Source organism: Sulfitobacter sp. THAF37 (assembly GCF_009363555.1).
Lineage (GTDB): Bacteria > Pseudomonadota > Alphaproteobacteria > Rhodobacterales > Rhodobacteraceae > Sulfitobacter.
In genome coordinates this window covers 2,979,751-3,003,299 of sequence record NZ_CP045372.1, presented here as the reverse complement: position 1 = coordinate 3,003,299, position 23,549 = coordinate 2,979,751, and the positions used below count along the sequence as shown (strand labels likewise).

The following is a 23,549-nucleotide window of genomic DNA, read 5'->3' as shown; positions in this document are numbered from 1 at the left end:
TTGATATTGCGCTGCGGGCCCACCAGACCAGGGTGGGTAGGAGGGGGCCGCTTAGCCTCGGGCGCGTTGCAACATGCCGAAGAGGTCGCGGGGATCGTCCGGATCCGCCAGCAGATCCAGAGGCAGGAACATGTCGGTGCCGTCGATCCGGTCGCGGATGTAGCGCAGTGCCGAAAAATCCTCGATCGCGAAGCCCACGCTGTCGAAAAGCGTGATCTGGCGGTCGTCGCTGCGGCCCTGGGCCTGGCCGGTGAGGACCTGCCAGATTTCCGTCACCGGATGGTCGGGGTCCAGCTGCTGGATCTCGCCCTCGATCCGGGTCTGTTCGGGGAACTCCACGAAGATGCCCGCGCGGTGCAGGATGGCCGGGGCCAGTTCCGTCTTGCCGGGGCAGTCGCCGCCGATGGCGTTGATATGCACGCCGCTGCCGACCATGTTGTCGGTCAGGATGGTCGCGTATTGCTTGTCCGCCGTGCAGGTGGTGATGATCTGCGCGCCCAGCATCGCCTCTTCGGCGCTGTCGCAGGGCACCACCTTCAGCCCGCTGTGGGCGAGGTTGCGGGCGCATTTCGCGGTGGCGGCCGGGTCGATGTCATAAAGGCGCACCTCGTCCACCCCCGCGATGGCCTTCATGGCGAGGCTCTGGAACTCAGACTGGGCCCCGTTGCCGATCATGGCCATCACATGCGCGCCCTTTGGGGCCAGCAGCCGTGCCACCAGCGCCGATGTGGCGGCGGTGCGCAGGGCGGTGAGCATGGTCATTTCGGTCAGAAGCACCGGATAGCCTGTCGCCACATCGGCCAGCAGACCGAAGGCGGTCACGGTCTGCAGCCCGTCCTTGGTGTTGCTGGGGTGGCCGTTGACGTATTTGAAGCCGTAATCCGCCCCGTCCGAGGTCGGCATGAGTTCGATCACCCCTTTGTCCGAGTGGCTGGCCACGCGCGGCGTCTTGTCGAAACTCTCCCAGCGGTGAAAGTCGGCTTCGATATAGTCGGCCAGTTCCCTGAGCATGTTCTCCACCCCGATGTGGTGGATCAGTTTCATCATGTGGTCGACGGAGACAAACGGCACCAAAGCCTTTTCTGAGGGGGTCGGCATTGCTGGTTCCTTCAATATGCGCGGTTGGGGCGGTCGAAGACGCGGCGGCCCATGGCCGATGCCGCGAGGTCCACCATCAGGGTCGCGGTCTTGCCGCGTTCGTCGAGGAAGGGGTTCAGCTCCACCAGGTCGAGCGATGTCATCAAGCCGCTGTCGTGCAGCATTTCCATGACAAGATGACCTTCGCGCACCGTGGCGCCGCCGGGTACGGTGGTGCCGACCGCGGGCGCGACGGCGGGATCGAGGAAATCGACATCGAGCGAGACATGCAGCAGCCCGTTGGCCGCCGCCACCCGGTCGAGAAAGGCCTGAAGGGGGCGGGCGATCCCGGTTTCGTCGATTTCGCGCATGTCCACATGGGTGATGTCACTTTCCTGCAGGGCTGCGCGTTCCGCCGCATCGACCGAGCGCAGGCCGATGATGGCGACGTTCTGCTGGGGCAGCGGCGGGTCGACCTGCGGAAAGCCGTCAAAGCCCGCGCGCCCGGTGACATAGCCCAGCGGCGTGCCGTGCAGATTGCCGCTGTCCGTGGTTTCCGGCGTGTGAAAGTCGCTGTGGGCATCCAGCCAGAGCACAAAGAGCGGACGGTCCACCGTCTGCGCGTGGCGCATCACGCCCAGTACCGAGCCCAGCGACAGCGCGTGATCCCCGCCCATGAAGATCGGCAACCCGTCGCGCATCGCCGCCTCGGAGGCATCGGCAAGGCTTTGCGTCCAGGCGATCGTCTCTTCCAGCGCGACCAGCTTGGGGTGTGGTTTGGCGGTAAAGGGGGCAGGGGCCAGATTGCCCCGGTCTTCGACGCTGTGGCCCAGGTCGCGAAGCGCCTGCGGCAGGCCCGCCGTACGATAGGCGTCCGGGCCCATCAGACACCCCTTGCTGCGCTTGCCCGAATCCATCGGCGCGCCGATCAGAATGCAGTTCGATGTGGTCATGACATGATCCCCTTTGTGCTGATGTGGAAACTATCGCGCAGATCGGGGGATCGACAACCGCCCAAACTGTTCGTATCGAGGAGGAATTGATCGAAGTGGATAGCAGAAATGGACGAAACGGATCATCGCCTGATCGCTGCCCTGCGTCACGACGCGCGCGCATCGCTTTCCGATCTCGCGCTGGCGCTGAACCTGTCGCGCACCACGGTCAGGGTCCGGCTGGCGAAATTGCGCGAGACCGGCGAGATCGTGGGGTTTTCGGTTGTCACCCGCGCGGATGTGACCCGCGACCCGGTGCGCGGCATGATGATGATCGGGATCGAAGGGCGCGGCACCGAGCGGATCACCCGGCAGCTGGGCAGCATGCCTCAGGTCCGTGCGGTGCACAGCACCAATGGTCGCTGGGACGTGATCGTCGAGATCGGCAGCGCATCGCTGGAGGAGTTCGATGCGGCACTGACCCGGATCAGACGGCTCGACGGGGTGGTGGCGAGCGAGACGAGCCTGTTTCTCAAGACCCGGAAATCAGGCTGAAAGTCGCGCCGCGGCGATCCAGAGGGCCGCGAGACCGAGCGAGATCACGGCGTTCCAGCCTGCCATCGACAGACCGGCGAATTGCCAGACAATCTCGTCGCACATGACGACGCCCATCGGTCCGTCCATCGACAACAGATCACCGCCGGCCATCGCGTCAAGGTCCATGCCTCCGCCGGTGCAGGACGACGGACCGGGCCACCAGCCCCATTCGACGCCTGCGTGATAGATGCCGATGCCCGCCGTCGTCAGGGCGGCCAATGCACCCAGCCATGTCAGGACGCGCGGTCCTCCGGCCAGCAGAGCCGCCCCGATCAGGATCGCTGCGGCATGGGGCCAGCGTTGCCACAGGCACATCTTGCAGGGGGCCAGCCCGCCCAGATGCTGAAATCCGAAGGCGCCCAGCAGCAGCGCGGCAGAGCCGAGGGTGGCAAGCGTGATCAGGGCCTTGCGGGTCATATGTACCTCACCAGTGCGAATGCGCCGACCAGCAGCACGATGAACAGGGTGAACATCAGGCCCAGCCTGCGTTCGATGAAAACGCGCACCGGCGCGCCGAACTTCCACAGCAGCGCGGCGACGATGAAGAACCGCAGCCCCCGTGCCAGGATCGAGGTGGCGATGAAGGTGCCCAGCGGCATCGCGGTCCAGCCTGACATGATCGTGATGACCTTGTAGGGGAATGGCGTCACCCCGGCCGTCAGCACCGCCCAGAACCCCAGGTCGTTGAAGCGATCGGAGAATTCGGCCATCGCCTGCGTCTTGCCCATGGCGGCAAGGATCGGCTGGCCCAGCGCCTCGAAGGCAAAAGCGCCGATGGCATAGCCCAGAAGTCCGCCCAGAACCGAGGCCACCAGCGCGACAAAGGCGATCAGAAAGGCGCGGTTTGGCCGGGCGATGATCATCGGGATCATCAGGATGTCGGGCGGGATCGGGAAAACCGAACTTTCGATGAAGGCGACAAAGGCCAGCGCCCAAAGCGCGTGGGGATGCTGTGCCAGGCTCAGCGTCCAGTCGTAAAGGCGTTGGATCATCTTGGTGTGTCCGATCAGATTGCCGCCCTGCATCATCACGCGGGACCGCTGCGGTCAAGAGCCGGGCGATCACAAACCACTTGTCCCGGTCCGGGACGCAGGCTAAAGCGGTCAAGTGTGCCCGAGTGGTGGAATGGTAGACACGACGGATTCAAAATCCGTTGCCGCAAGGCGTGCCGGTTCGAGTCCGGCCTCGGGTACCATTCACACAAACGCCCGCGCCGCTATGGCAGGCGACAGCGGATGGCCGTGAGTGTGCGGCGCATTCTTGCCCGATTTCCTATTTTGCTGGTCGTGTGATTCGATCCATAGAGGGGCGGGCTGCCCGGTTTGTGCACTAGTCACGGGCAATCCGGGCGATTGGTTCGGCACCGAAAACAACCCGGCGACAACCTGGGCGAGAATTGGGCGAAGCCGCGAAAATTCTGGATGTTCGTGGGTTGTTTCGTCAGCGGCAACAATGACCGCCGCGCCGGTACCGGCACATGTCCTCAGAGTTAACAAAACCCCCTTTTTCTTATGGGGCAGAGCCGCCGCGCGAAGTGTCGGTCTGGAAACAATGGGCCGTAAGTCGCCCGGAAACCTTGATTAATCCAAGACATAATCGGGGCGGCAGCAGGGCGATGCAGACACATTTCAGACATTTTTCGCTTTGTTCGCCTCAATACACCGGGTATCCATCGTCTTGCCCAACTGGGGGGCAAAGTCTGTAGGTCACGGGGGCGGCCGCACTTCTGCGCATCATTTCCGGATGCGGGAGACGTGTGTACGCCGCGACGTTTGCGATCGTATACACGCCAGGATCATGGCCGCCATGATCCCAGCCGCTTGCTGCGGTTCTCCCCTCCATGGTGCTTTTATGTGTGTGTCGCCCAGGCCAAGGGTTTTGCCGATGCGGGGCGCTGTTTGTTACGGAGTGAGATGACGATGAAGAGTGTACCAAGGCCCTCAAGCCAGCCGAAAGCGTCCTTTGGACGTCTCGCTTCGTATGCGACTGGCCTGCCGCATACCCGCTTAGCACCATTTTCCAGACCGGCCGCGCTGCGCGCCGCGCACTGCAACGCCTAGGAGACTTGAACCATGATCAGAACACTTGATTTCAACCCGTTTGCCGCAGGTACCGTCATCGACGACGAATACGAGGGCGTCACCGTTTCAGCGACCGGCGGTTCCGGTCAGGCAATGGTCTTTGACAGCGCCAACCCGACGGGCGGTGATGACGATCTCGGCTCCGATACCCTGGGCGGCGTGCTGATCGTCTCCGAAGACGGTGACAGCAGCGACCCGGATGACAACGCCGCGGGCGGCAGCATCTTTTTCGACTTCGACAACGCGGTGCGGATGAAATCCGTCACGCTCAAGGACATCGAGGAAACCGAGGGCGAAGGCACCCGGCTGGTGTTCTACAACGCCGATGGTGATGTCATCCAGAATCAGTTCGTCGAGCCCACTGGCGACGGCGGCGAAGTGACACTGCAGCTCTTCGTGCCGGGCACGGTGCGTTTCGAAGTGCGCTTTCCCGGTTCCGGCGCCGTGGACAACGTGACGTTCGACGACCCCGGCTTCGGCGGTGGCAACGATGACCCGAACGCGGTCGACGACACGCTGATCCTGGACGAGGACACGACAGAGACCGTCAATGTGCTGGTGAACGACACCGACCCCGATGATGACACACTGACCGTGACCGGCGCCGAAAGCCCGGATGGTACCGTTACCTTCACGCCTGAGGGTGACATCACCTTCACCCCGAACCCGGATTTCAACGGCCCGACCACGATCACCTACACCGTTTCCGACGGCAACGGGGGCACCGACACGGGCACCGTCAACGTCACCGTGAACCCGGTCAACGATGCGCCGGTGGCGGTGGACGACACCGCCTCGACGGACTTCGAGACGGCAGTTGTCGTGGACCTGCTGGGCAACGACACCGACGTGGACAATACCAATGACGAGCTGACGCTGGTCGATCCGACCGTTCCCGCCGAGCAGGGCACGCTTGTCGACAACGGCGACGGCACCGTCACCTTCACCCCGGCTGCCGGTTTCTCGGGCCCGGCCACGATCACATACACCGTGAGCGACCCCGAAGGTCTGACCGACGAGGGGACAGCGACGGTCACCGTGGGTGATGGCCCGGCGCTCGACGGCTACGTGGACGGCGACGACGATGGCAACCTGATCGACGAGGATTACCTGGGCGATCCCGACGGCGACATCGTCAACGACGATCCGGCAATCCTGCCGGGCACCGCGCCTGACGACGATTACGTGCGCGCCGGTGGTGGTGATGACACCGTGATCACGGGCGAAGGCAACGACACCGTCGAAGGCGGTGACGGCGACGACGACATCGACACCGATGGCGGCGATCTGGCCCCCGATCTGGGCTATCCCTTCGCGGCAACCGACCCGCTGGGCTACGGCCCCGACGCGGATCCGGAAAACGACCGCGACTATGTGGACGGCGGTGCCGGCAACGATACCATCCGCACCGGCGATGACCGTGACACAATCTTTGGCGGTTCCGGCAACGACGTGATCAACGGCGGCATCGACGACGATTTCATCGACGGCGGTACCGGTGATGACCGGATCGTCGGCGGCGAGGGCAACGACAGCATCCTTGGAGGTGCCGGTAATGACACGATCTATGCGGGCAACGATCCCGACCTGATCCCTGACGTGGTGAACCTTACCGACGAGGACACCGGCGGATTCTCACCCGACCGGAACCCCGACAACGGTATGGACACCGTCAATGGCGGCGCAGGTGATGACGTGATCTATGGCGCCGACGATGCCGACTCCCTGCGGGGCGGCTCTGGCGACGATTTCATCGACGGCCAGATCGACGATGACATCATCAGCGGCAACACCGGCAACGACACGCTGCTGGGCGGCCAGGGCGACGACAGCGTTTCCGGCGGGCAGGGCGATGACCTGCTGGAAGGCGGTCTCGGTGACGACACTCTGCGCGGCAACCGTGACAACGACACGCTCTACGGTGGCGAAGGCAACGACAGCCTGGACGGCGGCGGCGAAGACGACGAACTCTACGGCGGCGACGGCGACGACGACATGATGGGCGGCCAGGGCGACGACCTGTTGGATGGCGGCGCAGGCAATGACACGATGACCGGCGGTGCGGGTCAGGACACCTTTGTCAACGTCAACGCCGGTGACGTGGTCGACGGCGGCTCAGGCCCGGTAGACTTTGACACGCTCGACCTTCGCGGGTCCACCGCACCCGGCGGCAGCCTGTCCATCACCTACACCTCGGACGACCGCGAGGACGGCATCGTCAACTACCTTGACGCAGACGGCAACGAGGCGGGCCAGCTGGTGTTCGAGGAGATCGAGAACATCATCCCCTGTTTCACCCCCGGCACCAAGATCGCGACACCCAAGGGCGAGCGTCGTGTCGAGGAATTGCAGGTTGGTGACCGCGTCATCACCCGCGACAACGGCATTCAGGAAATCCGTTGGGTCGGCAAGCGCGACATGAGCGCCGCCGAATTCGAAAAAGCGGCGCACCTGAAGCCGGTCCTGATCCGTCAGGGCGCACTTGGCAACGGCTTGCCGGAGCGTGACATGATGGTGTCGCCCAACCACCGCATTCTGGTGGCCAACGACAAGACGGCGCTCTACTTTGAAGAGCGCGAGGTTCTGGTCGCGGCCAAGCACCTGACCGGCATGGAAGGGGTGGATATCGTCGAGGTGTCGTCCACCACTTATGTCCACATCATGTTCGACCAGCACGAGGTGATCTTGTCGGACGGCGCGTGGACGGAAAGCTTCCAGCCTGGTGACATGTCGCTGGCGGGTATCGGCGACGCCCAGCGTCAGGAAATCCTGGAATTGTTCCCGGAACTGGCGACGCGGGATGGCATCGACGCCTATGCATCGGCCCGCCGGTCGCTGAAAAAATACGAAGCCCAGCTTCTGACCAAATAACGGGTCGCCACTGGGAATTCGTATGGTCGGGGGACCGCACTTTCGGAATATGCAGCTGCTTCTCTGACCCCGGTCGGAGAGCATGGGAAAGCGGAGTGGGCAGCCACTCCGCTTTTTCGTTTTGCCAGGTGACGGCGCGCCCGAGGCCGGGTATCGGTAGGGTATGGAACACGACAACGAACTTCTGACCGAACTCACGGCCTGCGAAGAACAGGTGTGGGACGCGCTGGTTGAGGGTGACATCTCGACCGATGAAAAGATGCTGCACGCCGATTTCCTCGGCGTCTACTCGACCGGCTTCGCGACCAAGGCGGATCACACCGCGCAATTGGATGACGGGCCGACGATCTCGCGCTACAAGCTGACCGGGCATCGGGTGAAACGGCTGGGCCGCGACTATGCCATGCTGTGCTACCGTGCCGATTTCCTGCGCGCAGGCCACAACAAGAGCGAAGCGATGTACATCACGTCGATCTGGGAACAGGGTCTGGACGGCTGGCGCAACGTCTTTTCTCAGGACACCGCCGCCGGCCGCTGACTCAGCTGTCCCTTGCCGCGCCTTGCCCCGCGCGCCAGGCCGCCCAGGCCGCCGGCGTATCGAGATCCAGGCGCGCGCGGTCGCCGGGCAGGGGAATCAGCACCACCCGGTCGGCATGTGCCGACACCACCTCGCGCCCGCCGCTGTCGCCCCTGAGCCCCGACAGCGCGGCAAACAGGCTCGACCGAAAGACGATGGGATGGCCCGCGGCACCTGAGGCCGTCGCCCCGCGCCAGATCAGATCCGGCCCCTCCGGTTCGGCCGCATCCGCCACCAGCGCGAGGTCGGAAACCGTCAGATCCGGCAAGTCCCCCAGCAGAACCATCGCCCAGGGGGCGTGTGGCGGAAGGGCGGCGATACCGGCCCGAAGGCTGGCGTTCATGCCCTCGGCGGCGTCGGGCACAGGCAACGCCCGGACGTCCAGTCCCTGCACCGCATCATAGCGTGCATGAGGCCGCGGGGGCAGGGCGACGATCACCGGCCCACGCCCCAGCGCCAATGCCTTGATCGCCTGTTGCCGCAGCAGCGGAACACCCCCCACAGGTTCCAGGAGCTTGTCGCGCCCCTGCATCCGGGTGGAGCCGCCAGCGGCCAGAATGATGATCGGCATCAGATGGTTCATTGCGCCACCCTAGGCCCACCGCGCGGCGGGCGCCATCCTTTCAGCCGCGCATCCGCGCGCCGTCGCTGTCGAAAAGCGGCGTCGAGATCAGGCTGGCGGGGCGCATCTGACCGAGGATCTCGATCTCCACCTTCAGCCCGTCGGCGATCCGGTCGCGCGGGACGAAGCCCATTGCGACAGAGGTGCCGGTGAAATGCGCATAACCGCCCGAGGTGCAGAAACCCACCACCGCGCCGTCCAGCCAGATCGGCTCGTAGCCCTGCACATCCGCATCCTGCGCGTCCACTTCGAAGGACACCAGCCGTCGCGCGGGCGGTGCCGCCCGTTCCGCTTCCGCCGCGGCACGGCCGATGAAATCCACGGACTTGTTCCATGAAATGAAACGGTCCAGCCCGGTTTCCGCCGCCGTATAGTCGGGCGAGAATTCGGACATCCACGAGCCAAAGAACTTGTCCAGTCGCAGCGACATCATCGCGCGCATGCCAAAGGGCTGCATCCCGTGGGGTTGCCCCGCCGCCCACAGCACCGACCACAGGGCGCGCTGGTCCATCGGGTCGCAATAGATCTCGAACCCCAGATCGCCGGTGTAGCTGACCCGCTGCACGATACAGGCGCTCTGGCCCACGGTCATCTGCCGGACGTCCAGGAATTTCATATCGCTGACATCGGTGCGGGTGCAGGCCTGCAGCACCTCGCGCGCCATCGGGCCCGCGATCTGAAAGCCCGTGCGCCGGTCCGAGATGTTCTGCACCTCTACACCGGGTTCCAGGTGACGAAGGAACCAGCGGTGGTGATAGGCCTGCGATCCGTAGGAGGCGGTCAGCTGAAACGTCCGCTCGTCCAGGCATGAGATGGTGAAATCCCCGATCAGCTTGCCCTTTTCCGACAGCATCGGGGTCAGCGACAGGCGCCCCTGCGCCGGGACGCGCCCCGCCATGATCCGGTCCAGCCAGGCGCGGGCTTGTGGCCCGGTAATCAGAAACTTGCCGAAGTTCTGCACCTCGTTGATGCCGACTGCCTTGCGCACCGTCATCACCTCGCGCGCCGTCGCCTCAAAGGCGTCCGACCGGCGGAAGGACGGGGTTTCGAATGTCGGCTCATCGCCCTGGGCAAAGTAATTGGCGACCTCAAGCCCGAATTGCTGGCCCCAGACCGCGCCCATGCCGGTAAAGATGTCGTACATCGGTGTGGTGCGGTGCGGCCTTGCAGCGGGCAGTTCCTCGTTCGGATAGGAGACGGAGAAGCGTTTTTGGTAGTTCTCGATCACCTTGGGCAGGGTATAGCCCGGCGTGATCCAGTCGCCGAAACGCGCCACATCCATCGCCATCACGTCGCGCTCCGGCTCGCCCTCGATCATCCATTGCGCCAGCGTCAGGCCGACGCCGCCGCCCTGGCTGAACCCGGCCATGACACCACAGGCCGACCAGTAGTTGCGCATGCCCGGCACCGGCCCGACCAGCGGGTTGCCATCGGGGGCAAAGGTGAAGGGGCCGTGGATGACATTCTTGACGCCTGCGCGTTCCAGATCGGGGAAACGGCGGTAGGCAAAGGCGATACTGTCCTCGATCTTGTCAAAGTCGTCCTGCAGCAGGTCCTGGCCAAAGGACCACGGGGTGCCGTCCACCGCCCAGGGCCGGCAGGTCTGCTCGTAGAACCCGATGCACAGGCCGCGCCCCTCCTGCCGCAGATAGCTTTCGCCTGCCGGGTCCATCACATGCGGATGCTCGCGGCCGTCCTGCATCATTTCCACGATCAGCGGCACTTCCTCGGTCACGAGGTACTGATGCTCCATCGGGTGCAGCGGGAAGTAGACGCCCGCCATCGCCCCCACCTCGCGCGCCCAGAGGCCGCCGGCGTTCACCAGATGCTCGGCGTGGATGGTGCCCTTGTCCGTCACCACATCCCAGGTGCCGTCGGGCCGCTGGTTGGTCTCCTTGACCATGCAGTGCGTTTCGATGGTGGCACCCCCCATGCGCGCGGCGCGGGCATAGGCGTGGGTGGTGCCGGAGGGATCAAGGTGCCCGTCCAAGGGATCGTACAGCCCGCCGATGATGCCCTCGATGTTGGTGACGGGGGCGATTTTTGCGATCTCTTCCGGTGTCACGATCTCGGTATCAAGGCCCATGAACCGGTGCTTGGCCCGTTCCGCCAGCAGCATGTCGAACCGGTCGCGGTTGTCCGCCAGCGTCACGCCGCCGACATGGTGCAGCCCGCAGGACATGCCGGTGATCTCTTCCAGCTCCTTGTAAAGCCGGATGGTGTACCCCTGAAGCGCGGCCATGTTGGTGTCGCCGTTCAGCGTGTGGAACCCGCCCGCCGCGTGCCATGTCGACCCCGATGTCAGCTCGGACCGCTCGACCAGCATGACGTCCCGCCACCCCAGCTTTGTCAGGTGATAGAGGACGGATGCGCCGACGACGCCCCCGCCGATGATCAGGACGCGGGTGGTGGTTTGCATGGGGTGCCTCCGGTATCTGCCTGATCCAGTGGTGCCGTCCGCCGATGCCACAGGCATGTTGTTTTCCGACCGGATATGTCGATTCTGGCACATCCTGCCTTCGGCAGTGCCGCAAACAATGCACCCTCGCCGCTGGACGCGGGCGAATTGCCGCTAGATAACACACCATGAATATTGATTTCCTGATCCCGTCGACCCTGATCCGCAAATCGCGGGAATATACCCGTAAATTGTGGGTCAGAGTGGTGCTGATGGGGTTCATGGCGATCCTGTCGCTAGGCCTGACCCAGCTGATCGAAGGCTTCGTGCCCGACGAAATCGCGACCTCCCTGACCGGCAGCGCGGCGGACCGGCTGTTGTCGATCATTGCCAACGCCATGTTGGCGGTGACTACCTTTTCGCTGACGGTTATGGTGTCGGTCTACCGCGCGTCCTCGACCCAGTGGACCCCACGGATCCACCGGCTGATCATCCAGGACCGGACCACGCAGAACACGCTGGCGGTCTTCATCGGGGCTTACGTCTATGCGCTGATCGCCATCATCATGCGCGAACTAGGCATCTACGTGGACGAACGCGCCTTCGTGCTGTTCATCATGACGGTGATCGTGCTGGCGGTGATCGTGATCTACCTGATCCGTTGGACGCTCCATTTGCAGAGCTTCGGCAGTCTGATCGACACGACCCGCCAGATCGAGGAGGTGACCCGCAGGCAGTTCACCGACCGGCTTGAAAACCCGTGCCTTGGCGCGCGGGCGCTGACGGATGGTGTGCCGGACGACGCCGAGGTGATCCGCGCGGAACAATCGGGCTACGTGCAGCTGATCTACCCGGAGGCGCTGAACCGCGTGGCGGAAAATCACGGCGTCGAGCTTTACCTGACGCGCAACGTGGGCAGTTTCGTTTTCATCAATGAGCCGCTTCTCAGCTTTGTGCGGGTCGGCGATCCGGTGGACGACGAACACACCGACGAAACCCTCGAAAAGGGCATCCGCGAAAGCATCAACATCGGCGATCTGCGCACCTATGACCAGGATCCGCGCTTTGGCCTGATCGTCATGGGCGAGGTCGCCTCCAAGGCGCTGTCGCCGGGCGTGAACGATCCCGGCACCGCGATTGACGTGATTTCCCGGATCGGGCGGGTCCTGACCAATTACAAGGACGAGATCGCGCAGGATCGCGACGAGAAACTCGACAATATTTATGTCGCGCCGCTTGATCCGGCCGACCTGATCCAGGACGCCTTTGGCGCATTGGCCCGCGACGGCAGCAGCGTGGTCGAAGTGCAGCAGACCCTTCAGGCGACCCTGGCAGGGCTGATGCAGCACCCTGACGACGGATTGCGGGACGCCGCGGCGAAAGCCGCCGAAATCCACCTGGAGCGCGCGTTGGGCGAAATCTCCTTTGGTCCGGATCGTGAGCGGCTGATGAACAGCGCGGCGCGGCGCGTGCGCGACGCGGTGTCGGAAAAGCTGGCCAGCGGCGGTCCCCCGCATGATGGATTGGAGATGAAGAGCTGATATCGGGCACCTCTCGCGCGCCATGTCACGGGGCGACGGCATGTGTCGCTAAGGGGCAATCGTTCGGGCCGCCAGGGGATCAGGGTAGGGGCGACACACCAAGTGCAGGACGGACCCATGCGCAGCCATGCCCAGGCAGTTATCATCGGGGGCGGCGTTATCGGCTGCTCCATCCTCTATCACCTGACCAAGCTGGGGTGGACCGATGTGGTGCTCTTGGAACGCTCGGAGCTGACGTCGGGCAGCACGTGGCACGCGGCTGCCAATATCCACGGGCTGCACGACAACAACAACATCACGCGCATTCAGAACTACACGATGGACCTCTACAACGCGCTTGAGGCCGAGACGGGGCAAAGCTGCGGCGTGTTCCAGCCCGGATCGCTTTATCTGGCGCAGACCGAGGCGCGGGAACACCAGTTGCGCCTGCAGGCGGCCAAGGCAAAATACTATGGCCTGCCGTTCCGCGAGGTCGACCGCGCGGAGGCCGAGGCGCTGCACCCGCTGGTCGATTTCGACGGCATCCGCTGCATCATGTTCGAGGAAAACGGCGGCAACGTGGATCCCTCGGGCGTGACCAACGCCTATGCCGTGGGGGCGCGGCAGAACGGGGCCGAGATCATCCGCTTCTGCCCCGTTACCGGGACCGAACAGCAGCCGGACGGCAGCTGGATCGTGCGGACCGGAAAGGGCGATATTCACACGCAGTGGGTGGTGAACGCCGCCGGTCTCTGGGGGCGGGAGGTGGCTGCGTTGGCGGGCATCACACTGCCGCTGCAACCGACCGAGCACCAGTATTTCGTGACCGAAACCATTGCCGAGATTGCCGGGATGGACCGCCGCCTGCCATCGGTCGCGGACCGGGACGGCGAATACTATCTGCGGCAGGAGGGCAAGGGCCTGCTGGTCGGCGCCTACGAGAAGGACCTGCGCTACTGGGCAGAGGAGGGCACGCCGCAGGGCTTCGGCCACGAGCTGTTTGCCGATGATCTTGAGCGGATCGAGCCCAACATGTTGCGCGCCATCGAACGGGTGCCGGCGGTGGGCGAAGCCGGTATCAAGCGGGTGATCAACGGACCGATGATCTGGTCGCCCGATTCCAACGTGCTGTTCGGCCCGGTGCCGGAACTGCGCAACTACTTCTGCTGCAACGGGATCATTCCGGGATTCTCGCAATCGGGCGGCATGGGGCTCTTGGCCGCCGACTGGATCGTCAGCGGCGAGACACGGTATGACATGTTCGCCTGGGACATGGCCCGGTTCGGGGACTGGGCCGATGCGGCCTTTACCAGGGCGCGGGTGGGCGACCAATATGCCAACCGCTTCAAAATCCATTTTCCGGGCGAGGAACGCAGCGCGGGCCGCCCCATGCGGATGCGCCCGGCCTATCAGATGCAGCGGGAGCTTGGGGCGGTGTTTGGCCTGAACTACGGCTGGGAACATCCGCTGTATTATGGCCAGCCGGTGGGGTCAGAGGACGAAACCCACGGCTTCACCCGCCAGGGCTGGTGGGATCAGGTGGGCCGCGAGGCGCGGATGCTGCGTGAACATGCAGGCATCATCGACATTTCGAACTTCGCCAAATACCGCTGCAAGGGGCCGGGCGCGGAAAGCTGGCTGAACGCGCTCTTCGCCAATACCATGCCCAAGGCCGTGGGGCGGTCCTGTCTGACCCCGCTGATCGGCACGCGGGGCGGGATCGCCGGGGATTTCACCGTGACGCGGCTGGCGGAGGATGAATTCTGGATCATCGGATCCGGCATGGCCGAACGCTATCACCAACGGTTCTTCGGCGCGCTGCCCCTGCCGGAGGGCACGACATTCGACAGCCTGACGGTGGACATCTGCGGCTTCAACGTCGCGGGGCCGAAATCGCGGGATCTGTTGCAAAAGCTGACCAACACCTCGCTGGCGACGCCCGATTTCCCCTTCATGCGGTCGAAATGGATCACCCTGGCGGGGATCGATGTGCTGGCGTTGCGGGTGTCCTTTACCGGCGATCTGGGCTGGGAGCTGCATTGCGCCACTGCCGATCAGCCCCGCCTGCTGCAGGCGCTGCTGGCGGCGGGGCGCGACATGGGGGCAGGCCCGGTCGGCAGCCGCGCCCTGATGTCGCTGAGGATCGAAAAGGGATACGGATCGTGGAGCCGCGAGTATTCGCCGGAGTACTGGCCGCAGGAGGTCGGGCTGGACCGGCTGTGCAAGATGGACAAGGATTTCCTGAACAAGGAGGCGGTGATGCTGACCCTGGCCAAGCCTGCGCGGGAACATCTGGTCATCCTGGAGCTGGACGGCGCTCAGACCGACGCGTCCAACGCGGATGCGACGGGCGGCGAGCCGATCTTCAAGGATGGCAGGGGCATCGGGCGGGTAAGCTCGGGCGCCTATGGCTACTCGGTCGGCAAATCCCTGGCGCTGGGGTTTGTCCGCGACGCCGGTCCGGGCGACGCGGTAGAGGTGATGGTCCTGGGCCAGCCGCACCGCGCCACCGTGCTTGACGCGCCCCCCTTCGACCCCGCGGGCACGCGGCTGCGCGCATGACCTGGCCGAAGGCTCTGGCGCAAAGGTCCCGGAGAACGCCGGGGCCAGCTGTCAGCTGTCTGCCTTTTCCAGCACCAGGAAAGTCATCATCCCAAGCGGCGGCAGCCCGTCCTGCGCCACGATGCGCAGGGTGGGCTGTTGCAGCACGGTGTCGATCGAGAAATCCGAATGCCAGCCCAGCGTATCGGCAAAGGGGGCTGAAATGCGCTCGATCCTGCCCAGCACGCCGCTCTCGCGGGTGAAGTGATTGGTGATCACGACCTGGCCGCCGGGCTTCAGGACCCGCGCGATCTCGGCCATCACGCGCTTGGGTTCCGGCACGACGGACAGCACATGCATCGCCGCCACCGTGTCGAAGGAGGCATCGGGGAAGTCAAGCTGCCGCGCATCCATCTGCCGCAGCTCGGTCACATGGTCGAGGCGCTCGGTATCCACGCGCTTGAGGGCTTTTTCCAGCATGTCCTCCGAGAAATCAATGCCCGTGACCGACAGGTGAGGCGCGTATTTCTCCAGCGACAGCCCGGTTCCCACGCCCACCTCCAGCACGCTGCCGGTGCGCTTGTTGATATGGGCGACGGCACGCCTTCGGCCAGCCTGTGTGATGGCACCGAAGGTTCGGTCATACACGGGAGCCCAGCGGGCGTAGGAGCGGGTGACGGCGTCAAGTTCCATTTCAGCTCTCCTTCCGGGAAGAGGGGGGTGATCCGGCGATCAGGGTCCAGACCACCATGGCGATATAGGCAAGGCACAATGTCACCATCGTGATCCAGGCAAAGGTCAGCAGTGCAGCGGCCAGCAGCACGGCGCCGAGTGTCACGTAGGGTATTTGTGCGCGGCGAATGCGCAGTGCCTTGATCGACCAGGTCGGCACCCGGCTGATCATCAGCAGGCCGATCACCACCATGTGCAGGCAGATCACGACGTCGGGCAGAAGCGGCCCATTGGCAAAGGCGAAAGAGATCGAGAGAGGCAGCAACACCAGCAGCGCACCCGCGGGCGAGGGGATGCCGGTGAAATACCCCGGCGGCACCTGCGGGTCGGCGGCCTGCGGTTCGCGCGCCGCCACGTTGAACCGGGCCAGCCGCAGCACGCAGCAGATGGCGTAGAACAGCACCGCCAGCCAGGCGGCGCTGCGCACGTCCTGCAACGCCCAGAAATACAGAACCAGCGGCGGCGCGACGCCGAAGTTCACGAAGTCCGCGAGGGAGTCGAGCTCTGCGCCGATCTTGCTGTCGCTCTTGAGCAACCGGGCCAGATGACCGTCCACCCCGTCGAGCACGCAGGCCGCCACGATCAGCTGCACCGCCAGCACGTAATTGCCCTGCACGCCAAAGCGGATGGCCGAGAGCCCCGCGCAGATCGCCGTGACCGTGAGGATGTTGGGCAAAAGCTGCAGCAACGAGACGTCGCGGGTCGGGGAGGACGAAGAATCGTTCATGCGCACGGCATTCCGATGCACGGGGCACCCGGCGTGGTCGACTGCTCGGCTTGTTTGCCGAAGGTGGCGAAACTGATCATCCTGCCCTTCACTTTTCTCATGGGTGCAGACCTATCGCGCTCAGCGCGGGGGGCAAGGTCAATTGCCATTTCTGCCCCCACCGCGATGAGGACCGGCTAGAGGGGGCGGATCTTGAGCTGCGTGATGCGGTTGCCGTCGCGCGCCATGACTTCGAAGCGGAAGCCGTGGAACGAGAACACCTGCCCCGGTGTCGGGATCATCTGGGCCTCGTGAATCACCAGCCCCGCCAATGTGTTGGCCTCGTCATCCGGCAGCGACCAGTCGGTTGCCCGGTTCAGGTCGCGGATCGTCATCGCCCCGTCGACGTAGTAGTGCCCGTCCTCGCCCGGGGCCAGAGGGTGATCCGCGTCGGGATCGAACTCGTCCGTGATCTCGCCCACGATCTCTTCCAGGATGTCCTCCAGCGTGATCAACCCCTGGAGTGACCCGTATTCGTCCACCACCAGCGCGAAATGCGTTCGGCGGCGCAGGAACTGGCGCATCTGCTCGTCGAGTGTCGAGGTTTCGGGGACGAAGTAAGGCTTCATCGCAACGGTCGAGACGTCGAAGTTCTTCAACGCCGATGCATCGCCTTCGGGCCCGCCGATCAGCTTGTACATCGCCCGCAGCAGATCCTTGGCGTGGATCACGCCGATGATGTTTTCCTGGTCGTCGCGAAAGACCGGCAGGCGGGTGTGGTTGGATTCGAGACATTGGCTCAGGATTTCCTCGGGCGGCATGTCGGCGTCGATCATTTCGATCCCTGAACGGTGCAGCATGATCTCTTCGACCACCCGTTCCCGCAGGTCCAGAGCGCCCAGGATGCGGTCGCGGTCCTCCTTTTCGACCACGCCTTCGGAATGGCCCAGTTGCAGCGCGCCCGCGATCTCTTCGCGCACCGCGAGGATGTTGCTGTCCGGGTCCACCTGTACGCCCAGGAGCCGCAGCACCCCGCGCACGAAGAACCGCACGGCTGTGACCATGGGCGAGAACACCAGCACGACCAGCGCGATGGGCCGGGACACCAGTGCGGCGGCGGTTTCTGCGTTGGTGATGGCGTAGGTCTTGGGCAGCACCTCGGCAAAGACCAGCACCAGCAGTGTCATCACCAGCGTCGCCAGGGCCACGCCGCTTTCCCCGAACAGGCGCGTGAACAGCGCCGTCGCCAGCGAGGCGGCGAGAATGTTCACCAGGTTGTTGCCCAGCAGAACCGACCCGATCAGCCGTTCGTTGTCCTCGGTGATCTTGAGCGCCCGTTCCGCCCCGCGCGACCCCTTGTCGGCCTGCGCACGCAGTTTGCCGCGCGACGCGGCGGTCAACGCGGTTTCCGAGCCGGAAAAGAAGCCCGAAAGCACAAGAAGAAACAGGATGATGCCGCAGCTGATCCAGAATGCGCCGTCAATCATCGTGGTGCCAGTGTCCATTTGCGAATTGATGTCCAGTTAATGCGTTTGTCAAAGTATGATGGCCCGCGCTGCCCCGTTCAAGGGCAGGCGGAACGGTTGGGCAACAAACCCGGGTCCAGAGTTAGTGTCCGTCGCCGGTTGCCTTGCCGACAGGGCCGGGTGGCGGTCCAGCGGCGAGCGGGTGATGCTCAAGCACCAGCTCTGACAGCCGTTCTTCCAGCACATGCGTATAAATCTCGGTCGTGGCAACGTCGGCGTGGCCCAGCATGGTCTGGATCGCCCGCAGATCCGCGCCATTGGCCAGCAGGTGCGTCGCAAACGCGTGCCGCAGCGTATGCGGCGTGACCTTCTTGGGATCGACCCCTGCGGCAACGGCGAATTCCTTGATCAGCAGGTAGAACCTGTGCCGGGTCAGATGCCCCAGCTTTCCGCGCGACGGAAACAGGAAACGCGAGGGGGGCTGCCTGCGCATGCGGGCCTGTTCGTCCAGCCTGTCGCGCAGCACCAGCCATTCGGCCAGCGCCGTCCGCGCAGGCGGTGACAGCGGGACCATCCGTTCCTTGCCGCCTTTGCCCATGATCAGCAGAAGGCGCGGATCGCCCCGCGTTGCGGCGATGGGCAGGCTTACCAGCTCGCTGACCCGCATGCCCGTGGCATAAAGCAGTTCCATCAGGCAGGTGTTGCGGGTCTGATCAGACTGCGACCGCCCCGAGGCACGCGCAGCCTCCAGAAGGGCGTCGACCTCGGTCTCCGACAGGATCTTGGGCAGGCGTTTGTCCTGGCCGGGGCCGGAAATCTGGATCGCCGGGTTATCGCTGCGCAGCCCTTCCTCGAAGGCAAATCGGTACAGCTGCTTGATCGCCGACAGGCGGCGGGCGCGGGTGGATTTCGCCAGCCCCTGCGCGTCGCAATAGATCAGGTAATTTTCGACCGCGGCGCGGGTGGCGGAGAGGAAATCGAGCCGTTCCCGCGCAAGAAAACAGTCGAAGTCCTTCAGATCACGACCATAGGCAAGCTGGGTGTTGGTGGCGGCCCCCAGTTCGGCGGCCTGCGCTTCGAGAAAGGTGGAAATCCAGTGGAAGGTTGACGTCTGCATGGGGTTCAACGCTCCAGCAGGAGGGTTTGCAGCCCCGCACGGCGGGCCGTGTCTTCCAGCCCCAGGGCACGCAGCGTCGCCAGGGCGTCCCGCATCGCGGTGGTGTCGCCCTGGGACCCCTTTTGCAGCATCGCCAGGGTTTCGAGAATGACCTCGCCCAAGCGACCGTCACGTGCCGTCGCGATCAGCCGCTCTCGCGGCGCGGCCCCGTTGAATGCGTCGAACACCGCGCCGGGCAACGCGCCGGAGGGGCGTGTGGCCGGGGCTTCGCCCATGGCGATGCTGCTCAGCATGGCGGTATTCGCGACATCTCTTGACGGATCGGCCGCGGCCGTCTCGTAAATCGGCGATAGCATGCAGACCTCAAAGGCGATCCGGGCGGCGCGGCCTTCGAGCTGCAGGGGCGCCAGACGTTCTGCGAAAAGCCCGGCAAAGGCGACTTCCAGCCCCGCCTCCTGCATGGCGATCCAGACCGGGGGCAGCGTCTTGGCCACCGCATCGGCGCTGCCGGTATCGAGCGCGGTCTCGAACCGCTGCAGGGCGCGCACCCGGTCCCAGACCCCGCCGGAGGCCGCAGCCTCACGGTCGGTGTAAAGACCCAGAAGCCGATTGTCGGGCAGGGCACCGGCGCGGGTCAGCCGTTCCGCCGCTTCGAGCTGTGCTTTCCAGCCCGCGATGTCGCGAAGGTCCGCGACGGCAAAGGCACGGGGCAGGGTGCCGGTGGGCATCGGTTCGCCGATCGTTTCGAACAGCCGGAAGCTCAGCGGGTCCATGGCGCGCGGCACCGGCAACGGGTCCGCGCCTTCAAAGCTCTCGGGGTGCAGAAAGCGGTCCAGCAACGCCAGCTGTTCGTCCGGCAGCAATCCCAGCGCCTGCGCCGAGCCGAAGGTCAGCGCGGCATTGTCCCAATCGCCCGCACGCGCGGCGCAGAAGATTCGTGTGGCGTAGTTGCGCGTGAGATGGGGCGCGGCACCCAGAACGTCGCAGGCGCGATCCTCGGTTCCGGTCAGCAGGCTGATGTCCATCCACAGATCGTAATTCTCGGGCGACGTGGCGACCCCTGCCTGTTCGATCAGCGACAGGGCCGGGTCCAGCGCGCCAAGCTGCATGAGCTTTTTCACGCGCGCGCGGGCCAGCGCGTCACCGGCGCTGCTGTCACCCTGCGGCGCATAGGCTTCCGCCAGAAGCACGGTGTAGAGCAGCGATTGCGCGGCGGGCAGGTTCAGGTCGCGCAAGTCGTCGATCTGGCGGATCAGCGCCTCTGCCTCGCTGCCCGACCACAGGTCCTGCGGCAAACCGGTCACGGTATTTGGGACCAGACCGATCGCGCGGGGAGAGCCGGCGCCAAGCGGCGCGACCGTGACTTTGGGGGGCAGGGCCGAGGTCGCAACCGGTGCCTCTTCCGGATCAGCGCCGGGTGCGGGCGCGCGCGCAGGCGGCTGCGGTGCCAACTGGGTGCCCAGCCAGTCGATCACGGAAAGCGGCGAGTCCGACGCGCTGCCCTGCGCCGCCGACAGGCCCGGCGCCAGCCCCGCGCAGAACGCCGCCATCCCGAGCGTGCCGATCCGGCGCACCGCAGCCGACACTGCGTTACTCACCGGACAGGGTCACGGGTTCGCGGGTTTCTACCGGGGGTGGTGCAAACTCCGCCCCGAAGAAGGGACCAAGATAGGCATAGCCAACCAGCCCGATAAATCCGACGATTAGTAGAAATATCAAAAACTTGATCAATCTGCCCATGGTATTTGCCTGCTCGGTTCCCGAATTGTTGTGCAATCTATATATGGCCTTTTGGTCAAGATCACGTCATTCAAGGAAAAATGATCGGGATTGAGCAAAGCATGGCCGACGGCGAAAGGACACATCCGGAATACAGGCTCAGAAAGACGGTCGTCATGGTTGGCATGATGGGCGCAGGCAAGACGGCGGTTGGCCGCGCGGTTGCCGCGCGGCTGGGGGTGCCTTTCCTGGACAGCGATGCCGAGATCGAGACGGCGGCAAACCTCAGCGTGCCGGAGATTTTCGAGCGCGACGGCGAGGCGTTCTTTCGCAAGCGCGAAACCGAGGTGATTTCGCGGCTCCTGCAGCAGGAATGCTGCATCCTGTCCACCGGCGGAGGTGCCTTTCTGGCGGAGGCGAACCGGGCGCAGATTTCGCGCCATGGGGTGTCGATGTGGCTGAACGCGGAACTGTCCTTGCTGTGGCAGCGTGTGCGGCACAAGGACAGCCGCCCGCTGCTGCGCACGGTTGATCCTTATGGTACGCTGGCCGCGCTTTATCGTGCGCGGGTGCCGATTTATGAAAAGGCCGATATGTCCGTGGTTTGCGATCCGTCCTTGAGCATTGATGCAATGGCGCTGCGGGTGATCGACGCGCTGAAGTCCCGACCCGACGTGATGGAGGCCCGCGATGCGTGAGACGGTGAATGTCGCCCTGCCCGGGCGCGCCTATGACGTGGTGATCGGCCCCGGTCTGCTGGCCGAGGCGGGCGCGCTGATCGCGCCGCATCTGGGACGCAAACGGGTCACGGTCATTTCGGATGAGACAGTCGCGGATCTGCATCTGGACAGCCTGCGCGCAGGGCTGGCGGCAGAGGGGATCGGGATGGAAGCACTGGCTCTGCCGCCGGGCGAAGGCACCAAGAGCTGGGAAAACCTGACCCGCTGTGTCGACTGGCTGCTGACACAGAAGGTCGAGCGGCGCGATGTGGTGATAGCCTTTGGCGGGGGGGTGATCGGAGATCTGGTGGGGTTTGCCGCCGCCGTCCTGCGGCGCGGCGTGCGCTTTGTCCAGATCCCCACCTCGCTGCTGGCACAGGTGGACAGTTCGGTCGGCGGCAAGACCGGCATCAACACGGCCCATGGCAAGAACCTGGTGGGGGCGTTTCATCAGCCGTCGCTGGTGCTGGCCGATACGGCGCTGCTGGATACGCTGACGCAGCGCGATTTCCTCGCAGGCTACGGCGAAGTGGTAAAGTACGGGCTGCTGGGCGATGCGGCTTTCTTCGACTGGCTTGAGGCGCAGGGGCCGGCCCTGGCCCGCGGCGACGGCGCGGCGCGGGTGGCTGCGGTGCGGCGGGCGGTTCAGATGAAAGCCGACATCGTGATCCGCGACGAGACAGAGCAGGGCGACCGGGCGCTGCTGAACCTTGGCCATACCTTCTGCCACGCGCTGGAAGCCGCGACGGGCTACGGTGACCGGCTGCTGCACGGAGAGGGGGTCGCGATCGGCTGTGCGCTGGCGTTTGAATTGTCCGCGCGGCTGGGTCTGTGCCCGCAGGAAGATCCCAGCCGCGTGCGTGCCCATCTCAAGGCGATGGGGATGAAGACCGACCTGGCTGACATAGAGGGCGATCTGCCGGACGCGGACACCTTGCTGGACCTGATGGGCCAGGACAAGAAGGTGGTCGATGGCCAACTGCGGTTCATCCTGGCGCGGGGCATCGGCGATGCTTTTGTGACCGGCGACGTGCCGCGTGACAATGTCCTGGCGCTGCTGCAGGATGCGCTGGCGGCCCGATAAGCCGGGCTTCAAGGTCGGCGCAACACCATCGCCGTCTTGCCCTCGGCGGAGAACCCGCAGGCTTCATAGAGGCCGACCGCATCGCGCCCGACACCCGTCATTAGCATGATCTTTCAGGCACCTGCGTGCCGGGATGATCGACAACAGGCCCGAAACCCGCCGGGTCCGATGCCTCGGGCCCGGTGGTCAGTTCATTGTAAAGCGTCAGAGCCTGTGCCGCGTCCGCGATACCAAGCGCGCGGACAACGGCATCTGCATCAGAACGGGATTTCGTCGTCCAGGTCGCGCGATGAGCCGCCGCCACCGCCGCCGCCCGACGATGGGCCGCTGTCGTAGTTGCCGCCCTCGTAACCGCCGCCGTAATCCCCGCCGGAGGAGGACCCGCCGCCGTAGCCGCCGCCCGATCCGCCGCCGTCGCGGCCGTCCAGCATGGTCAGCGTGCCGCCGTAACCTTGCAGGACAACTTCGGTGGAATAGCGGTCCTGACCCGACTGGTCCTGCCACTTGCGCGTCTGCAACTGGCCTTCGATATACACCTTTGACCCTTTTTTCAGGTATTGCTCAGCGACGCGCACCAAACCTTCCTGAAAGATGGCCACCGAATGCCATTCGGTCTTTTCGCGGCGCTCGCCGGTATTGCGGTCCTTCCAGGTTTCCGACGTGGCGATCCGCAGGTTGCAGACCTTGCCGCCGTTCTGGAACGACCGCACCTCGGGATCGCGCCCCAGATTGCCGATAAGGATCACTTTGTTCACTGAGCCGGCCATGTTGCCCCCTTTGTTGTCGCAGC

Annotated in this window: 19 protein-coding genes and 1 tRNA gene; 8 read left to right on the top strand and 12 right to left on the bottom strand. The window is 64.7% G+C overall.

Translation table 11 applies throughout. From position 1 onward, the window contains the following. Positions 1 to 51: 51 nt before the first annotated feature. Both FIU94_RS14685 and rocF read right to left on the bottom strand, forming a co-directional pair. Complete coding sequence (locus FIU94_RS14685) at positions 52 to 1,098, bottom strand: ornithine cyclodeaminase (RefSeq protein ID WP_152466491.1); 1,047 nt, start codon at positions 1,096 to 1,098, stop codon at positions 52 to 54. An 11-nt stretch (positions 1,099 to 1,109) separates the two neighbouring features. Then, positions 1,110 to 2,030: an arginase gene (gene rocF, locus FIU94_RS14680; protein ID WP_152466490.1), complete on the bottom strand. Its 921-nt coding sequence runs from the start codon at positions 2,028 to 2,030 to the stop codon at positions 1,110 to 1,112. Between the two features lie 108 nt (positions 2,031 to 2,138). Here rocF and FIU94_RS14675 point away from each other — a divergent pair, with 108 nt between their 5' ends. Beyond that, entirely contained in the window at positions 2,139 to 2,564 is a 426-nt protein-coding gene (locus FIU94_RS14675; RefSeq protein WP_152466489.1) for an Lrp/AsnC family transcriptional regulator, read from the top strand. On the opposite strand, the gene FIU94_RS14670 is transcribed toward FIU94_RS14675, so the two are convergent. Further along, complete coding sequence (locus tag FIU94_RS14670; RefSeq protein WP_152466488.1) at positions 2,556 to 3,023, bottom strand: disulfide bond formation protein B; 468 nt, start codon at positions 3,021 to 3,023, stop codon at positions 2,556 to 2,558. The genes FIU94_RS14675 and FIU94_RS14670 overlap by 9 nt on opposite strands. Continuing rightward, positions 3,020 to 3,598 (bottom strand): YqaA family protein, encoded by a 579-nt coding sequence (locus FIU94_RS14665; protein WP_152466487.1) that lies wholly within the window; start codon positions 3,596 to 3,598, stop codon positions 3,020 to 3,022. The genes FIU94_RS14670 and FIU94_RS14665 overlap by 4 nt, the downstream gene beginning before the upstream one ends. A 119-nt stretch (positions 3,599 to 3,717) precedes the next feature. On the opposite strand from FIU94_RS14665, the gene FIU94_RS14660 reads away from it, so the two are divergent. The 3 genes from FIU94_RS14660 to FIU94_RS14650 all read left to right on the top strand — a co-directional run bounded on the left by FIU94_RS14660 (position 3,718) and on the right by FIU94_RS14650 (position 8,096). Further along, positions 3,718 to 3,801, top strand: a tRNA-Leu gene (locus FIU94_RS14660). A gap of 877 nt (positions 3,802 to 4,678) precedes the next feature. Beyond that, positions 4,679 to 7,558 carry a Hint domain-containing protein gene (locus FIU94_RS14655; protein WP_152466486.1) on the top strand — a complete coding sequence of 960 codons (2,880 nt, stop codon included), beginning with the start codon at positions 4,679 to 4,681 and terminating at the stop codon, positions 7,556 to 7,558. A 163-nt stretch (positions 7,559 to 7,721) separates the two neighbouring features. After that, positions 7,722 to 8,096 carry a nuclear transport factor 2 family protein gene (locus FIU94_RS14650; RefSeq protein ID WP_152466485.1) on the top strand — a complete coding sequence of 125 codons (375 nt, stop codon included), beginning with the start codon at positions 7,722 to 7,724 and terminating at the stop codon, positions 8,094 to 8,096. Position 8,097: 1 nt separating this feature from the next. Here FIU94_RS14650 and FIU94_RS14645 read toward each other — a convergent pair whose 3' ends face one another. After that, on the bottom strand, positions 8,098 to 8,718 hold the full coding sequence (locus tag FIU94_RS14645) for an NTP transferase domain-containing protein (RefSeq protein WP_152466484.1): 621 nt from the start codon (positions 8,716 to 8,718) through the stop codon (positions 8,098 to 8,100). 40 nt (positions 8,719 to 8,758) lie between these two features. Next, entirely contained in the window at positions 8,759 to 11,176 is a 2,418-nt protein-coding gene (locus FIU94_RS14640) for an FAD-dependent oxidoreductase (protein WP_152466483.1), read from the bottom strand. Between the two features lie 167 nt (positions 11,177 to 11,343). Here FIU94_RS14640 and FIU94_RS14635 point away from each other — a divergent pair, with 167 nt between their 5' ends. Together FIU94_RS14635 and FIU94_RS14630 are read left to right on the top strand one after the other, a co-directional pair. Next, positions 11,344 to 12,696 carry a DUF2254 domain-containing protein gene (locus FIU94_RS14635; protein WP_152466482.1) on the top strand — a complete coding sequence of 451 codons (1,353 nt, stop codon included), beginning with the start codon at positions 11,344 to 11,346 and terminating at the stop codon, positions 12,694 to 12,696. A gap of 117 nt (positions 12,697 to 12,813) precedes the next feature. Beyond that, positions 12,814 to 15,237, top strand: a complete 2,424-nt coding sequence (locus FIU94_RS14630; protein WP_152466481.1) for an FAD-dependent oxidoreductase — start codon at positions 12,814 to 12,816, stop codon at positions 15,235 to 15,237. A 51-nt stretch (positions 15,238 to 15,288) separates the two neighbouring features. On the opposite strand, the gene FIU94_RS14625 is transcribed toward FIU94_RS14630, so the two are convergent. The 5 genes from FIU94_RS14625 to FIU94_RS14605 form a co-directional block, all read right to left on the bottom strand. Beyond that, entirely contained in the window at positions 15,289 to 15,909 is a 621-nt protein-coding gene (locus FIU94_RS14625; RefSeq protein ID WP_152466480.1) for a class I SAM-dependent methyltransferase, read from the bottom strand. Between the two features lies 1 nt (position 15,910). After that, positions 15,911 to 16,675, bottom strand: a complete 765-nt coding sequence (gene pssA, locus FIU94_RS14620) for a CDP-diacylglycerol--serine O-phosphatidyltransferase (protein ID WP_152466479.1) — start codon at positions 16,673 to 16,675, stop codon at positions 15,911 to 15,913. A 176-nt stretch (positions 16,676 to 16,851) separates the two neighbouring features. Then, on the bottom strand, positions 16,852 to 18,159 hold the full coding sequence (locus FIU94_RS14615; RefSeq protein WP_152466478.1) for an HlyC/CorC family transporter: 1,308 nt from the start codon (positions 18,157 to 18,159) through the stop codon (positions 16,852 to 16,854). 103 nt (positions 18,160 to 18,262) lie between these two features. Beyond that, on the bottom strand, positions 18,263 to 19,237 hold the full coding sequence (locus FIU94_RS14610; RefSeq protein WP_152466477.1) for a site-specific tyrosine recombinase XerD: 975 nt from the start codon (positions 19,235 to 19,237) through the stop codon (positions 18,263 to 18,265). A gap of 5 nt (positions 19,238 to 19,242) precedes the next feature. Beyond that, entirely contained in the window at positions 19,243 to 20,835 is a 1,593-nt protein-coding gene (locus FIU94_RS14605) for a hypothetical protein (protein WP_368407132.1), read from the bottom strand. Positions 20,836 to 21,057: 222 nt separating this feature from the next. Between FIU94_RS14605 and FIU94_RS14600 the strand changes: the two genes are divergently transcribed. Further along, positions 21,058 to 21,654, top strand: a complete 597-nt coding sequence (locus FIU94_RS14600) for a shikimate kinase (protein ID WP_152466476.1) — start codon at positions 21,058 to 21,060, stop codon at positions 21,652 to 21,654. Next, the gene (aroB, locus tag FIU94_RS14595) at positions 21,647 to 22,759 is read left to right on the top strand and encodes a 3-dehydroquinate synthase (RefSeq protein WP_152466475.1); all 1,113 of its coding nucleotides are present in this window, start codon (positions 21,647 to 21,649) and stop codon (positions 22,757 to 22,759) included. The genes FIU94_RS14600 and aroB overlap by 8 nt, the downstream gene beginning before the upstream one ends. A 257-nt stretch (positions 22,760 to 23,016) precedes the next feature. Here the strand turns inward: aroB and FIU94_RS14590 are convergent, their stop codons facing one another. Continuing rightward, the gene (locus tag FIU94_RS14590; protein WP_152466474.1) at positions 23,017 to 23,526 is read right to left on the bottom strand and encodes a single-stranded DNA-binding protein; all 510 of its coding nucleotides are present in this window, start codon (positions 23,524 to 23,526) and stop codon (positions 23,017 to 23,019) included. Between the last annotated feature and the right edge of the window lie 23 nt (positions 23,527 to 23,549).

Bases quoted from the DNA above. Each gene is read 5' to 3' on its own strand.
- FIU94_RS14685 (WP_152466491.1), bottom strand. From the start codon at position 1,098: ATGCCGACCCCCTCAGAAAAGGCTTTGGTGCCGTTTGTCTCCGTCGAC.
- rocF (WP_152466490.1), bottom strand. From the start codon at position 2,030: ATGACCACATCGAACTGCATTCTGATCGGCGCGCCGATGGATTCGGGC.
- FIU94_RS14675 (WP_152466489.1), top strand. From the start codon at position 2,139: ATGGACGAAACGGATCATCGCCTGATCGCTGCCCTGCGTCACGACGCG.
- FIU94_RS14670 (WP_152466488.1), bottom strand. From the start codon at position 3,023: ATGACCCGCAAGGCCCTGATCACGCTTGCCACCCTCGGCTCTGCCGCG.
- FIU94_RS14665 (WP_152466487.1), bottom strand. From the start codon at position 3,598: ATGATCCAACGCCTTTACGACTGGACGCTGAGCCTGGCACAGCATCCC.
- FIU94_RS14655 (WP_152466486.1), top strand. From the start codon at position 4,679: ATGATCAGAACACTTGATTTCAACCCGTTTGCCGCAGGTACCGTCATC.
- FIU94_RS14650 (WP_152466485.1), top strand. From the start codon at position 7,722: ATGGAACACGACAACGAACTTCTGACCGAACTCACGGCCTGCGAAGAA.
- FIU94_RS14645 (WP_152466484.1), bottom strand. From the start codon at position 8,718: ATGAACCATCTGATGCCGATCATCATTCTGGCCGCTGGCGGCTCCACC.
- FIU94_RS14640 (WP_152466483.1), bottom strand. From the start codon at position 11,176: ATGCAAACCACCACCCGCGTCCTGATCATCGGCGGGGGCGTCGTCGGC.
- FIU94_RS14635 (WP_152466482.1), top strand. From the start codon at position 11,344: ATGAATATTGATTTCCTGATCCCGTCGACCCTGATCCGCAAATCGCGG.
- FIU94_RS14630 (WP_152466481.1), top strand. From the start codon at position 12,814: ATGCGCAGCCATGCCCAGGCAGTTATCATCGGGGGCGGCGTTATCGGC.
- FIU94_RS14625 (WP_152466480.1), bottom strand. From the start codon at position 15,909: ATGGAACTTGACGCCGTCACCCGCTCCTACGCCCGCTGGGCTCCCGTG.
- pssA (WP_152466479.1), bottom strand. From the start codon at position 16,675: ATGAACGATTCTTCGTCCTCCCCGACCCGCGACGTCTCGTTGCTGCAG.
- FIU94_RS14615 (WP_152466478.1), bottom strand. From the start codon at position 18,159: ATGGACACTGGCACCACGATGATTGACGGCGCATTCTGGATCAGCTGC.
- FIU94_RS14610 (WP_152466477.1), bottom strand. From the start codon at position 19,237: ATGCAGACGTCAACCTTCCACTGGATTTCCACCTTTCTCGAAGCGCAG.
- FIU94_RS14600 (WP_152466476.1), top strand. From the start codon at position 21,058: ATGATCGGGATTGAGCAAAGCATGGCCGACGGCGAAAGGACACATCCG.
- aroB (WP_152466475.1), top strand. From the start codon at position 21,647: ATGCGTGAGACGGTGAATGTCGCCCTGCCCGGGCGCGCCTATGACGTG.
- FIU94_RS14590 (WP_152466474.1), bottom strand. From the start codon at position 23,526: ATGGCCGGCTCAGTGAACAAAGTGATCCTTATCGGCAATCTGGGGCGC.